Consider the following 13,484-nt stretch of genomic DNA (forward strand, 5'->3'; position numbering starts at 1 on the left):
GGAGGTTTTTTTATGGATCAACATTTTACCTATCACCCACGACTTAAAATATATGTTCCGAAACTTGATAAGAAATGGAGCATGTATAGTCGAAACGAACAGGAAATCATTTTACAACAATGGGAAACGATACGTGGGCAAATACCAGATCGCATTCGTGAACTTGAATATATGATCAATCAAAAACAAGCAGCTTTACGGGAGGAAGAAAATTTCGAGGCCTCTTGTGCATTGAACGACGATATTTGCGACCTTGCCTCTATCATAAATGAATTATGGATATGGTTTCGTAAACAAGTAACGGTCTCTCAGTACGTTAATCATTAATATACCCTTTATCATAAAGATATCGATATTGATAACATTTCAACCCGAATTCTGTAATAAAACTGGTAAGTTGATAATTCATGAAAGCTCCTACACTAATCCGGACCGGGGACCACTTGCAGCTTCTGTTTTGACGATCTAAAAACATGAGTATAAGTTTTATAATGAATTGGAGTTGATTTCTCATCCAATAATCTTTCGGCATTGAGGAAAAATCCTCTTTTAAAAATATTCCACCCCTTTTAAAATCCCTTTTTATCATTTCCCATCCTTTCCTACGTACACTTGTAGGTAAAGATGCTACTTGGAATACTAGTAAGCAGTACATCATTTCATTCAACTTATTCATTTCATAACCAAACGAAAGACCAATTTGTTGTATAGCACGTAAATTATGCAAAAAAGAAACAGGAACATCTACTCCTATTGACATCAGATTTCCGATTCCCGTTAATCCTCCTTGTGTTATTGCGACCAATTTCGCTTTCTTCATTTGCTCGGAGGCAATATATGTTCGTTGGTCAATGGTTAAATACTTCATATCTTCGATGGAATCTAAGGAGGTATTAAAAATTCTGCCGTAATTCAAAATTTGTTGCTGATTTCGTTTTGACATTGTAAGATTTTCTAAAATTGTATACGTATAAACTAAGATATCATCAAATACATGGACTAAGCTTCCATTTGATTTCCGGTCTAATTTATGAAAATGAGACTCGATCCATTGATGAATTCGTTCTCCATTCCAATCATCATGTAGATCACATCCCTTTAATTTCTTTTCCCATTCGGTTAATTCAGATAAAATATGTTTCTCACTCACATGTCTCCCTCCCCTTTATTAAATGTATGGAGGTACATGAAAAAATATCTATTGTAAAACTTGGAGAAAAAAAGAAAACCCCTGTCAAACAGGAGTTTTCCCTTTTGCTTATATAAGACGCATTGTATCCCGAGCAATCATAACTTCCTCATTAGTCGGAATGACCATTACTTTAACAGGTGAATGTGGGTAGTTAATAAACGCTTCTTTTCCTCTAGTCTTGTTCAATGCTGGATCCCAATATACGCCCATAAATTCTAGACCTTTTAAAACACGCTCTCGAATTGATTGACTATTTTCACCAACTCCAGCTGTGAAAATAATAGCATCAACCCCGGACATTCGGGCTGCATATGAACCAATGTATTTGTGGATTCTGCCAGCAAATACTTGAAGTGCAAGTTGAGCTCTTTCTTTTCCTTGTTCTGCCTCTTGCTCAATATCACGTAAATCACTAGAGAAACCGGATAGTGCTAACATTCCACTTTCTTTATTTAATACGTCTAAAACTTCGTTAGCAGTTTTTCCTGTTTTTTCCATGATGTACGGTATTAAAGCAGGATCAATGTTACCAGAACGGGTTCCCATAGTAACACCGGCTAGTGGTGTAAATCCCATTGAAGTATCAATCGATTTTCCTCCATCAATTGCTGCAATACTGGCTCCATTTCCAAGGTGACACGAAATAAGCCGCAGTTTATCTAATGGAATTTCGAGCAACTCAGACGCTCGCTGTGACACATACTTATGGGAAGTTCCATGGAAACCGTATTTACGAATTCCATAATCCTTATAGTATTCATATGGTAAGCTGTATAAATAAGATTTCTCTGGCATCGTTTGGTGAAATGCTGTATCAAAGACAGCAACGGCCGGAGTATTTGGTAATATGTCTTGGAAGGCACGAATTCCAACCAAGTTAGCAGGGTTGTGCAATGGTGCAAGTTCAGAAACTTCTTCAATCTCTTGAATTACTTCAGGAGTAATGAGTACTGAGTCACTGAAGCGTTCCCCTCCGTGTACTACACGGTGACCAATTCCACCAATTTCATTATAAGATTGAATAACCCCAGTACTAAGTAAGCTATTTAAAAGAATTTGAACTGCTTCCCCATGGTCAGCAATATCTTTGGTTTCCTTTATCTTCTCATCATTCACTTCAATTGTGAAAATTGAATCAGGTAAACCGATACGTTCAAATATCCCTTTTGTTACAACTGTTTCCTCAGGCATTTCAATTAATTGAAATTTTAAAGAGGAACTACCAGCATTTATCGCTAATATTTTATCCATTTTTGTCCAACTCCTCGTCTTCCTATTCACCTTTACCTTTCCCATTTAAACACCGGGATTTTCACTTTTCAAGAAAGGAAAGTTCTTGAAGACGTTTTCATGCTAATTTCTTTATTTTCTGTCTCTTTCAAACCATAAATGAATATCTGTTAATACTTTGTCCATCGCCTTTATATCCTTGAAAGATGGCAATTTTGCTAGCAAAGCTTTTTTCGGAGGCTTCGTATTTGGCCCTTTCTTTTGTATAACAAATATACTCTTCCCATGTTTTTCTGATTTGAACATTGTTTCAGGCAATTGTAATACTCCGACAACATGTGCGTGTTCTTGAATAAATTGGTGCAGTTGATCAGACTGATCACTATCAAACATAAAATTAGGGACTAAGAATAACCCATGCGCACCTTTTTTCATGTAATTTAAGCTTTGCTCAATAAAGAGATGATGTGCATAAGAGTGTCCTTCTTTTGCTCTTAATTGATATGACTGGGCTTGCACATCATCTGGGTAGTACCCGACAGGTAAATCTGATACAACCACATCTACAGGTGCGAGTAAAAATGGTCTTAAACTGTCTTGATGGAAAAATTGTATATTCGTCTGCTGTAAGTTCGCATTCGTATAAGCTAATTGCAATAATGTTGTATCAACTTCACTTCCATATGCTAATACATTTTCATGCGGTAATTGATTTAATACACCTGTCAACAAGTTTCCACTTCCACATGCCGGGTCAAAAATATGTAATTCTTCATCTTTATCATATATTTTTTGGACAAGATACCCCATTAACATCGCAACAGAATCCGGTGTTATAAAATGATGTTGCTGGGTTGACCCTTTCATTCCTTTTAAAATAGCTAACTGTAACGCCTTACGAATTTCTTCTTTTTCGAATTTAGAAATGTCAACTTTATTAAGTTGGCTTTTTACCTTTACATCCACGTCATCATTAACATCCTCAGATAACTCCTCACGTAAAAGGAGTTCACCAAACTCAACAATACTCTCTAAATATGTTAACTGAAACTGTTCTTCAATCATCTTCGTACTATTGTCTATCCATTCATATAACTTTTCAACATTTTGGTGATCCATCAAAATGCCCCCCATTCTAGCATTTTCCTAACGATTATATATTGTAGCAAAAAGAATATAACGGACCAAATTATTCAACTGAAAAAAGAAAAACCCGGAAGGATCCGGGTTTTGCCGTTATTTTGCTTCTTTCGCTGCTTGTATGGCTGCTTCATAATTTGGGTGGTTTGTTGCCTCACTTACATATTCCACATATGACACTTTATTATGTCGGTCAACAACAAACACAGCCCGTGTTAACAAACGCAACTCTTGGATTAAAACACCATAGGCCTCACCGAATGAAGCATTACGATGATCAGAAAGAGTCTCCACATTTTCAATTCCGTTCGCCCCACACCAACGGCGTTGAGCAAAGGGTAAATCCATGCTTACCGTTAGTACATTAACTCCGTCTAATTCGCTAGCTTCTTCATTAAAACGTCTCGTTTGGGCATCACAGACACCAGTATCAATAGATGGAATGACACTAATTAATTTTACGCTATCTTCGTAGTTTTTCAACGTAACTTCTGATAAGTCATTTGCTAATACTGTAAAGTTCGGTGCTTGTTGTCCAACTCGTAACTCGTTTCCTACTAGAGTGACTTTTTCCCCTTTAAATGTTACATTTGCCAATTTCCTCCACCCCTTTAGTTATATGGTTATTTAATATTATGAAGGCAGAGGGTGGTTTTGTCTAATCATTAGGACGGATTAATCGCAGGTCCGTCGTTATTCTCTTTCTCATCCTTTTTACTGTCTTTCCCCTTTCCGTCTTTCTTATTATCCTTCAGTAAGTCTTGTATCTTCTCTACTGCTTGAGGAGCAATATCTAAAATACGCTCATAAAGGTGGGTATGTTCGTCCAAATGGACCATCTTCACATCCTTTTCATTAACAATTAAAAAGGCGACAGGAGAAATGGAGACTCCGCCACCACTTCCTCCTCCGAAAGGAAGCTGTCCACTACCCTCACTATCATCACTACTTTGCTGTGCTTGAAACTCACTACCTCCTGCAGCAAACCCAAATCCAACCTTTGATACTGGTAATATTACTGTTTTACCATCCTTCGTTTCAATTGGATCACCCACAATCGTATTTACGTCGATCATCTCTTTAATATTTTCCATCGCTGTTGTCATTAAGCCTTGCATTGGATGGTCTGACATGTCATCTTTCTCCTTTCAAATCTGTTAATGTTTATTTCGTTTGCTTTTTCTTCTTTTCATAAACCTTAAAAGCCGTATAAAGGTGTGAATAGTTTTTCCGACCTTAAACGATATCATGCACTCTAACGACGATTTAACACCATTGTTCTTATTGTATTGTGGGGTTACATTTATGTATGGAGTTGACAATAAATTCATCTGTTGACCCATTAAACCTATTACACTGCCTTTTACCCCCCAAACAGCCCCACAAATCAGGCCGGTCAACATAGCATCTTGGTTACCAATGGAAGTATCCCACTTTAGTTTGTGAATCGAAAATTGTTTTAACAATTGTCGTACATACGGTACGGCTGCAATTAGGTCTCTCAAACTATTTATTTTTTTTCGTACGAACTGAAAAAATGTATCTGTCATGTTTGGCTCTATGTCTTTTTCCTCATCGTTTACTGCTTGTATATTTAAGGGAATGGTTTTCTGAATGGATATAAATTTCCAAAAGGTAATTGTAATTTCCAAAACGTTCTCCTGATGATGATTGTCATAAAAGATTGTGACATATAGCCTTGTAATATAAATTATAACGATGATAAAAAGTAATATTGTCAATACTATCGTTGATACAGTCAATAAAGTACCCAACTGCGTCACCTCTTTTCTCCCATTATTTTCAATCATTAGAGGATTTAAACAATATTAGAATCAATTTCATAATCTTCTTAGGAAAATTAAATTGGAAATGGTATCATAATAGAACAAGCCTCATTAGACACAACTAGGAGGGATAAAAATGGACGAACGAAACAATCTGTATTTTTATTATCAAAAAGAAGATGAATTAGAAAACCAAATTCAAGCTCTTTTTCGTGTTGCTGAAGAAAATGGTTTTCAACTTGTTGAGGATCATCATAAAGCAAACATCATCGTTAGTGTGGGCGGAGATGGAACGTTTTTGCAAGCGGTTAGAAAGACCGGATTCCGCCAAGATTGTTTATACATGGGAATAAACCAAGCTGACGCACCTTCTTTATATGGAGATTTCCATTTAAACACATTCCAGGAAATGGTTGATGTCATTAAGAATCAAAACATAGAGGTTAGAAGATTTCCGGTTATCGATGTAAAAATTAATGATGATATTACATCCCATTGTTTAAACGAACTAAGTATTCGTTCTGCACTAATTAAATCAATTGTGATGGATGTATTTATTGATGACCAACATTTCGAAAAATTCAGGGGTGACGGCCTAATTGTCGCAACGCCTACAGGAAGTACCGGTTACAATAAATCAACTCACGGTGCAGTCGTTGACCCAAAGCTACCTTGTATACAAGTAACAGAGCTTGCATCATTAAATAATAATCAATTTCGCACACTCGGATCTTCCTTTATTTTGAGCGGAGACCGTAAATTAAAACTTGAAATCGTACAGGATGGTAATGACCATCCAATAATTGGGTTAGATAATGAAGCCTTTCCTATTCAAACGATTAAGCAAGTAGAAATAGCATTGAGTGATAAAATGATTAAAACTGTGAAATTAAAGGATAATTCATACTGGGACCGTGTAAAGCGAACATTTCTATAATCATTCCCCACTGCCATGGCAGTGGGGAATATTTTTCTCATCCTTTTGGCGTTTTTGTGGAAAACTGTTAGTAAAAAAGGGGATTTACAATGCGTTTTTACATGCCTTTTCTCGTCATTTGTCTAATCGTAGGATGTGTAGATCGTAACGATAATACGAATCCCAATCGCTTTGAAAAGCAATATGAAACAAATGATGCCCAATCAGGGTCTTCATCACAACCTTTACCTAAACTTATGACACAAGAGAATAAAAACAAGAGCAATTCCCCTAATGAAAAGAAGCTACATGTTCCATTAATTGCTCAAAATCCAGAATTAAAATATGGTTGTGAAGTAACTAGTTTAGCAATGATCCTCCAATACGCAGGAATCCAAGTAGATAAAATGGAATTAGCGAACACCATTGAAAAAGACCATGACCCCATAAAGAAGAACAAAAACGGCGATATTACCGATTGGGGTAATCCAAATGATGGTTTTGTCGGTGATATGACAGGAAAAAATGCTGGGTACGCAGTTTTTGATCGACCGATTGTACAGTTAATGGAAAAGTATTTACCAAGGCGAACAGTGAACTTGACTGGTGAACCATTCTCAAGATTAGAGGAACAAATCGCTAAGGAAAAACCTGTCCTTGTATGGACAACAGGGGATTATCAGCAACCAAATCGTTGGGAATTATGGAATCACGGTGACGAGCAAATTGAAACACCTTTAGATTTACATGCTGTCGTATTAGTTGGTTACGATGAAAATCATGTTTATTTAAATGATCCATTATCAGAAAAGAAAGATGTTCAAGTAAATAAAGAAACATTTATTAATTCATGGAAGGCAATGAAAATGCGGGCCGTATCCTATAATTAAGAAAACAACCAAGGATAATCATCATCCTTGGTTGTTTTCACGGTTAAATACAATTGTATTATCAATCACGGTCATTTCAACTGTAACATTCTTGATCATTTTATGATCAACTGTGAATAAATCCTCACTCAAAACCGTAAAATCTGCTACATATCCTGGGGCAATTTTTCCCTGTTCATGCTCCTTACTTATCGCAGCAGCTGATCCGGTTGTATATAGCGAGACAGCTTCAAAAGGAGTAAGTCTTTCCTCTCTTCCATACACTTTCCCATCATGTACCGATACTCTGTTCACTGCAGCATCAATGCCTTTAATCGGATTGATATCTTCTATTGGCGCATCAGAACCCCCTGCACAAATAATTCCGTGTTGTAATAGCGATTTCCACGGATATGCATGTTTCAGTCGATCCTCTCCTATTCTTTCTATGACCCACGGAAAATCTGACGAAACGAAGGTCGGTTGTATATCGATAATAACAGGTAACTGTGCGATCTTTTCATATATTTCCTCAGTTAACATTTGTCCGTGTATAAGACGATCCTTCTCCCCCTGTGGGACAGGATGTTCAGTTATATAATGTACGACTTGTTCTAATGCTGCATCTCCAATAGCATGAACAGCAACAGGCATATTATATCTTCGGGCTTTTTTTATTAATGTTTCCAGATCATCTCCTGAGTGAATCGCAACGCCATAAGTCGCTGGATCATCCTCATATGGTTGTTTTAACCATGCTGTCCTTCCACCTAATGCACCATCTGTAAATATTTTCATTGCCCCTAATCGTAACCATTGGGAACCCTGGCCAAATTCATAGCCTAATGAAACCATTTCTTCAACAACTTCATGGTGAACGAGCATATGCGCTCGAAACTTATGATTTTCGTTAATACTTTGTTGAAAAGCTTTAAACGTCCTTTCAAAGCTTCCATAATGGTTTAAATCTTCATTATGTCCCCCTACAAGGCCGTTCTGAATTAAGTCATCAACTGCAACATTAATCGCTCGTACGATATGACGATCCGAGACAGAAGGCATTGCGTCTTTAATCAACTGTTGTGCTTGATCATGAAAATACCCTGTTAACTCACCGTCATCGTCTCGTTCTATTAACCCACCATCCGGAGAAGATGTAGTGGGTGAGACACCTGCTAATTCCATTGCTTTACTGTTGGCTATTAGAGCGTGCCGACAGACCCTTGTGAGGACAACCGGACGGTCATTGATTACTTCATCAATTTCACGACAATGAAGAACAGTTGGATCTTGCCACATATTTTCATTAAACCCTTCACCAATTACCCATTCATCTTCTTCTAGGGTTTCGGAAATCTTTTTAATTTCTTTTAGTACTTCTTTCTTCGAAGTTGCTTTACTTAAATCTAATCTTAAAAGTTTTTCCCCATGTCCAATAATATGTAAATGGCTATCCGTGAAACCTGGGTACATGACTTTCCCATTTAAATTCACTTCTTCTCTTATTTGTTGAGCATATTTATGTTTTAGTTCCTTTTTGGTACCAACATCCAAAATTTTGCCATTATTAGTATATACTGCATCAACTTGATGTCCTTCCTTCACCATTGTATAAATGGTTCCCCCATACCAAAGTTTACCCATACTCTTCTCCTCCTTACCACTTTAACGTACTATAGTATTTATTTAAATCAAAAGGGCAGTATGAAAACTGCCCTTTTTTATAAAGCAATCAATATTTGATTTTTACTGAGATTGTCCACCATTAATTTGGGACTGTGCTAGTGAAACAAGACGTTTAGTAATTTCACCACCAACAGATCCGTTTGCACGAGAAGTAGTGTCAGCTCCTAAGTTAACACCAAACTCCTGTGCGATTTCAGTTTTCATTTGGTTGATCGCTTGATCAGCCCCAGGTACAAGAAGTTGGTTTGTGTTGCGGCTACCACCTTGGCTTGCCATAGTGTATCACCTCCTTGTCACTAACTAGCATGTGTAGATATGGAGGTTTCATACACGGTTTTCACCTGGTATTTCTTTCTTCCTTAGAATAATTCTTCAAAATCATCTTTTGTTTCCGCCACTGTCGGTTTGTAAGTCACCGTTTCAATTTGATTCAGGGCATCTTCCATATCCTTAGAGAAGTCAACGTGACTTTCAAATTGGTTCATCTTTTCTCTCCGCGGCCTTGTTTTCGGTTGTCTAGGTACAAAAACGGTACAGCAATCTTCATATGGTCGGATGGATATATCATAAGTACCGATGTTTTCTGCAATTTGGATAATCTCTAATTTATCCATTGCGACTAAAGGGCGGATAACAGGATAATTGGTTACTTCATTAATGGTATTCATGCTTTCCATCGTTTGACTGGCAACCTGTCCTAAACTTTCTCCAGTTGCTAAGGATAAAATCTCTTCTCTTCTGGCCAACTGTTCACTCATTTTCATCATCACTCTGCGCATAGCTGTCATCGCATAATTTTCTGGTATTTCTTTAAAGATTTTTTGTTGTAATTTTGTAAAAGGTACGTAATGAACTTTAATATCATTACCGAATTTCGTTAAAGTTTGGGCTAAATCTTCTACTTTTTGGCGAGCCCTTTCACTCGTGAAAGGTGGAGAATGAAAATGAATTGCTTCTAATTGAACCCCACGTTTCATCGCTAAATAACCCGCAACAGGGCTGTCAATTCCTCCAGACATGAGTAAAAGCGTTTTACCTGTAGTGCCGACAGGCAGTCCTCCTGCGCCAAGAACTGTACGTGACATGATATAAGTAGCATCTTGGCGAATTTCTACACGAATTTCCCGATCAGGATTATGAACGTCAACGGATATATTATCCGTATTTGAAAGTAGATGACCTCCAAGTACTTTATTCATTTCCTGAGACCCTACCGGAAAACCTTTATTCGTTCTTTTCGTTGTGATCTTAAAAGTTTTCACATCATGACCATCGGTTAAAGCATATAAAGAGCCTTCCTTTATTTTTTCTAGATCATTTTCGACACGAAGAGCTATACTTAATGATTGAATCCCGAACACTTGTTGACAAGCTTGGAGTACTTTTTCGTGATCCTCTCCGTTTAAACGCACATACATGCGGTCGCGAGATTGTTTGACATGCGTATTCGGAAACTCTTTTAATTTATTTTGTACATTTTTTTTTAATTGCTGTATAAATGTCTTTTGGTTTTTACCTTTTAACGACATTTCACCGTATCGAATTAATATGTGATCAAATTCCATTATTTATCTACCCCATTACATCACTTAATTGACTAACTGTTTCCTCAAATGCTTTACAAAAAGTTTCTACTTCTTCACGTGTATTATCATATGATAAGCTGACCCTTAAAGCAGACGTAGTATACCTTTCATCTAAACCACACGCTGCTAATACTGCGCTTTCATCTGTATGCTTTGATGAGCATGCAGATTTCGTTGATATAAAGATTCCTTTTTCACTTAAAGCGTGAATGACCACCTCTGGTTTAAACCCAGGAACGGAGTAATTTAAAATATGGGGTGCACCGTCTTCTGGTGAGTTCAAATGCACCCGTTTATTATTCGCTAGACAAGAACGAAGCTTTGTAGCCATCTCGTTAAGGTGATGCGATTCATTCGTTTGTTTATCCATGATCATACGCATCGCTTTCACCATCGCAACAATCCCAGCTAAGTTTTCGGTTCCTGGTCTTTTGGCACCCTCTTGTCCTCCTCCGTGTAATAATGGGAATAACGTTGTACCTTTCTTTATATACAAGAGGCCAGTTCCTTTTAGTCCATGGATTTTATGTGCTGACATACTACATAGATCAATACCAGGGTGGTTGAATGGTAGTTGTACTTTTCCTAACCCTTGTACATGATCAACATGGAAAAAAAGTTTTGGATATTGATTTGCAATATCAGCAATCTCTTTTATAGGCTGTATTGTACCTAGTTCGTTATTTACGTGCATGACGGAAATTAAAATGGTATCTGTTCGAATCGTGTCATGTAATTGCTGAACATTTATCTTCCCTTCTTTATTGACAGGAAGGTATGTTACGTCAAAATCAATTTTCTCCAACGCCTTGCAAGCTTCTAACACTGAAGGGTGTTCAATTTCAGTCGTTATAATATGCTTCCCACGATTTTGATGTTGAAGTGCAATCCCTTTAATCGCCAAATTGTTACTCTCTGTTCCACCAGATGTGAATATAACTTCATCGATTTCAACCCCAAGTAGGTTTGAAGCTTGTTCTTTAGCTTTCTTTAACAAGCGTTCGGATTCTCCTCCAAATCGGTGTATAGAAGATGGGTTTCCAAAATACTGATCTGCTACTTGGTGAAACGTTTTTAACACTTCTGGGTAGGGCTTTGTCGTAGCACTATTATCAAAGTAAATCATGGGCTTAACTCCTTTTTCGTAACTATTTGCATTGACATATAATATCACAATTGAAAGGTTCTGAAAACGAATAAGACTGTTCTAATGATGTAGAACAGTCTTATTCGTTTATTATTATTCCTAAATATATATGTTCTATTGCTAATTTGTGACAAGTCCCCTTAGTCGATCGGTTGCTCCAGGTTCAATTCCCTCGAGAGCTACACTAGCTTTCTCTAATGCTAATTTATAGTCATAATTACGAAACGCCTGTTCCGCCTCAACTAATTTAGCTCCCAGCACCGGATACTGACTCCGGTATCTATTTGCATATTGAATGACGACTTCAGCTAATTGGGCTTCTTCTAGTAACAGTTCTGTTTGTTCTCTTACCGTTAACGTATTTTTTTCTGCCTTATCAATTGTTGATTGGATAAATTCCATATTTAACGGATGAATGTCCAAATGTTTTTTTGCTTCTTGAATCATATTTGCGGCTTCCACTGTAATATCCATTATGTACTCAGGTACACCTGGTAAGTTACTCGTATGAAGTTTCCTTCTAATAAGGGAAATCTCTTTTTTAAGTTCCGTAATTTTTCGTTTTGCCTCTAATTCATGTTTCCGTAATGATTGGATTCGTTCCCGATATTCGGTTTGCATATCGTGTAAGCTTTCCCATTGCTTTAACCAATTCTCAAGTTCCGAACGTATTACTGAATAGTTTTTCTTTTCCTCATTCACTGCTTGATTAATTTTGTCCGCTTGAGTTTTTAATTGACTTAACCAATTTTCTAAACTGTACTGCATTTCCTGGTCTTGATCATTAATATGATAACTGTCTTGAATAACAGCTATTTCATTCTTTACTGCTTCAAATTGTTCACTCGTTGATTGTAATTTTTCATTCATAATACTTACTTTTTGATCAGTAAAGTTTTTTGCTAATACTTCACGCTCTAGTTGATCATATATCTCTTTAATACGTTCATCGGTTTCTTGAATACCTTGTTCAATTCCTTCAACTTCGCCCTTATTTAACAGTTCAAGCATAGCAAGCAATTTTTCATGATGTTTATGTATTTCTTGTTCAAAACCGAAATGTTGAATTTGAAATCCGCGGTCTTTCATTTCCGACAACCCGTTAGCCAACTCTTCAAGTTGTTCCGGAAGTTCATTCCTACAAGCTTTATATAGCATAGGAAAAACATTCATTTTATATCTTAGGTGATCTAAACGATTCTTTGCTTCTCGTACACGTTTTTCCGCCTCAAAATAATTGCCGTTTTCTGTTAGTTCGTCATAAGAAGAAATCTCTGCTTCTATTTCATCTAACTCCAATTCTAAGACGAACTCAGCCTTGCCAAAGTGATGGCGATTTTGTAACAATTCTTTCCGTGCCTCTTTGATGCCGGGGCGCAGTTGTTCCACTTGTTCTCTTGTATCCTGTTCTGAGTGAAGTAACCTTTCAACTTCTTCATACATATTCGTAATGGATTCTTCAATCCCGATTAATGTTTCTTCAACTTCACGAAGAACCTTATTTGCTGTACGGAACCGATAGCGGTCTGCCGCTTCTTCGGCGTCGAACAAATCTTCTTCTAGATCAGGAAGCCACCTTGCCACGATGTTATCCCACTCTGATCGCCATTTTTCAAAACGTGCCTCTGTTTCACCAGACAAATTCAAATGCTTTACTTTCGATAATTCCTCAGCAACTTCCTTATTCATTATATGTAATTTCCATTCTTCAAGCTTATCTACACGATCATAAATTCGTTTTCTAAAAATTAGACTAAAGATAATGAATGCGATAAATAAAAGAATGGCTCCGATGATGTACTCCATAAAAAGCCTCCTAACACTAATTACACACACCCATCGTATATACCATTTCGTTGGATATATATTGTTTTTTTTATCATATCATGTATAAGTGGTTTTTTGCTAAAATTTTTCAAAAATCTTTAAAA

Annotated in this window: 14 protein-coding genes; 3 read left to right on the top strand and 11 right to left on the bottom strand. The window is 36.9% G+C overall.

Annotated elements, in window-relative coordinates; all coding sequences use genetic code 11:
• Nucleotides 1-12 precede the first annotated feature (12 nt).
• The gene (locus NLW78_RS09745) at nucleotides 13-327 is read left to right on the top strand and encodes a hypothetical protein (RefSeq protein WP_254496857.1); all 315 of its coding nucleotides are present in this window, start codon (nucleotides 13-15) and stop codon (nucleotides 325-327) included.
• Here NLW78_RS09745 and NLW78_RS09750 read toward each other — a convergent pair.
• The 6 genes from NLW78_RS09750 to NLW78_RS09775 all read right to left on the bottom strand — a co-directional run bounded on the left by NLW78_RS09750 (nucleotide 317) and on the right by NLW78_RS09775 (nucleotide 5,337).
• On the bottom strand, nucleotides 317-1,150 hold the full coding sequence (locus NLW78_RS09750) for an EcsC family protein (protein WP_254496859.1): 834 nt from the start codon (nucleotides 1,148-1,150) through the stop codon (nucleotides 317-319). The two genes, NLW78_RS09745 and NLW78_RS09750, sit on opposite strands and share 11 nt — an antisense overlap.
• A gap of 108 nt (nucleotides 1,151-1,258) precedes the next feature.
• A complete protein-coding gene (locus tag NLW78_RS09755) occupies nucleotides 1,259-2,443 on the bottom strand; it encodes an acetate kinase (RefSeq protein ID WP_254496860.1) in 1,185 nt (394 codons plus the stop codon).
• A 111-nt stretch (nucleotides 2,444-2,554) separates the two neighbouring features.
• Entirely contained in the window at nucleotides 2,555-3,541 is a 987-nt protein-coding gene (locus NLW78_RS09760; protein ID WP_254496861.1) for a class I SAM-dependent methyltransferase, read from the bottom strand.
• A 117-nt stretch (nucleotides 3,542-3,658) separates the two neighbouring features.
• Entirely contained in the window at nucleotides 3,659-4,159 is a 501-nt protein-coding gene (tpx, locus tag NLW78_RS09765; RefSeq protein ID WP_254496863.1) for a thiol peroxidase, read from the bottom strand.
• A 68-nt stretch (nucleotides 4,160-4,227) separates the two neighbouring features.
• The gene (gene ytfJ, locus NLW78_RS09770) at nucleotides 4,228-4,695 is read right to left on the bottom strand and encodes a GerW family sporulation protein (protein ID WP_254496865.1); all 468 of its coding nucleotides are present in this window, start codon (nucleotides 4,693-4,695) and stop codon (nucleotides 4,228-4,230) included.
• Between the two features lie 24 nt (nucleotides 4,696-4,719).
• Nucleotides 4,720-5,337 carry a DUF2953 domain-containing protein gene (locus tag NLW78_RS09775; protein ID WP_254496866.1) on the bottom strand — a complete coding sequence of 206 codons (618 nt, stop codon included), beginning with the start codon at nucleotides 5,335-5,337 and terminating at the stop codon, nucleotides 4,720-4,722.
• A gap of 148 nt (nucleotides 5,338-5,485) precedes the next feature.
• Between NLW78_RS09775 and NLW78_RS09780 the strand changes: the two genes are divergently transcribed.
• Nucleotides 5,486-6,286, top strand: coding sequence for an NAD kinase (locus tag NLW78_RS09780; protein WP_254496868.1), 801 nt, complete (start codon nucleotides 5,486-5,488; stop codon nucleotides 6,284-6,286).
• Nucleotides 6,287-6,375: 89 nt separating this feature from the next.
• Nucleotides 6,376-7,155 (top strand): C39 family peptidase, encoded by a 780-nt coding sequence (locus tag NLW78_RS09785; protein ID WP_254496870.1) that lies wholly within the window; start codon nucleotides 6,376-6,378, stop codon nucleotides 7,153-7,155.
• A 21-nt stretch (nucleotides 7,156-7,176) separates the two neighbouring features.
• Here NLW78_RS09785 and NLW78_RS09790 read toward each other — a convergent pair whose 3' ends face one another.
• The 5 genes from NLW78_RS09790 to ezrA all read right to left on the bottom strand — a co-directional run bounded on the left by NLW78_RS09790 (nucleotide 7,177) and on the right by ezrA (nucleotide 13,359).
• Nucleotides 7,177-8,778 carry an amidohydrolase gene (locus NLW78_RS09790; RefSeq protein WP_254496872.1) on the bottom strand — a complete coding sequence of 534 codons (1,602 nt, stop codon included), beginning with the start codon at nucleotides 8,776-8,778 and terminating at the stop codon, nucleotides 7,177-7,179.
• Between the two features lie 102 nt (nucleotides 8,779-8,880).
• Nucleotides 8,881-9,096 carry an alpha/beta-type small acid-soluble spore protein gene (locus NLW78_RS09795; RefSeq protein ID WP_254496874.1) on the bottom strand — a complete coding sequence of 72 codons (216 nt, stop codon included), beginning with the start codon at nucleotides 9,094-9,096 and terminating at the stop codon, nucleotides 8,881-8,883.
• Nucleotides 9,097-9,179: 83 nt separating this feature from the next.
• Complete coding sequence (gene thiI, locus NLW78_RS09800) at nucleotides 9,180-10,385, bottom strand: tRNA uracil 4-sulfurtransferase ThiI (protein WP_254496876.1); 1,206 nt, start codon at nucleotides 10,383-10,385, stop codon at nucleotides 9,180-9,182.
• Nucleotides 10,386-10,392: 7 nt separating this feature from the next.
• A complete protein-coding gene (locus NLW78_RS09805; RefSeq protein ID WP_254496877.1) occupies nucleotides 10,393-11,532 on the bottom strand; it encodes a cysteine desulfurase family protein in 1,140 nt (379 codons plus the stop codon).
• Between the two features lie 141 nt (nucleotides 11,533-11,673).
• On the bottom strand, nucleotides 11,674-13,359 hold the full coding sequence (ezrA, locus tag NLW78_RS09810) for a septation ring formation regulator EzrA (RefSeq protein WP_254496879.1): 1,686 nt from the start codon (nucleotides 13,357-13,359) through the stop codon (nucleotides 11,674-11,676).
• Between the last annotated feature and the right edge of the window lie 125 nt (nucleotides 13,360-13,484).

It is taken from the genome of Salirhabdus salicampi (assembly GCF_024259515.1).
Lineage (GTDB): Bacteria > Bacillota > Bacilli > Bacillales > Alkalibacillaceae > Salirhabdus_A > Salirhabdus_A salicampi.

Coding starts and splice junctions, on each gene's coding strand:
- NLW78_RS09780 (WP_254496868.1), top strand. CDS start 5,486: ATGGACGAACGAAACAATCTGTATTTTTATTATCAAAAAGAAGATGAA.
- NLW78_RS09790 (WP_254496872.1), bottom strand. CDS start 8,778: ATGGGTAAACTTTGGTATGGGGGAACCATTTATACAATGGTGAAGGAA.
- NLW78_RS09785 (WP_254496870.1), top strand. CDS start 6,376: ATGCGTTTTTACATGCCTTTTCTCGTCATTTGTCTAATCGTAGGATGT.
- ytfJ (WP_254496865.1), bottom strand. CDS start 4,695: ATGTCAGACCATCCAATGCAAGGCTTAATGACAACAGCGATGGAAAAT.
- NLW78_RS09760 (WP_254496861.1), bottom strand. CDS start 3,541: ATGGATCACCAAAATGTTGAAAAGTTATATGAATGGATAGACAATAGT.
- NLW78_RS09805 (WP_254496877.1), bottom strand. CDS start 11,532: ATGATTTACTTTGATAATAGTGCTACGACAAAGCCCTACCCAGAAGTG.
- NLW78_RS09755 (WP_254496860.1), bottom strand. CDS start 2,443: ATGGATAAAATATTAGCGATAAATGCTGGTAGTTCCTCTTTAAAATTT.
- thiI (WP_254496876.1), bottom strand. CDS start 10,385: ATGGAATTTGATCACATATTAATTCGATACGGTGAAATGTCGTTAAAA.
- NLW78_RS09795 (WP_254496874.1), bottom strand. CDS start 9,096: ATGGCAAGCCAAGGTGGTAGCCGCAACACAAACCAACTTCTTGTACCT.
- ezrA (WP_254496879.1), bottom strand. CDS start 13,359: ATGGAGTACATCATCGGAGCCATTCTTTTATTTATCGCATTCATTATC.
- NLW78_RS09745 (WP_254496857.1), top strand. CDS start 13: ATGGATCAACATTTTACCTATCACCCACGACTTAAAATATATGTTCCG.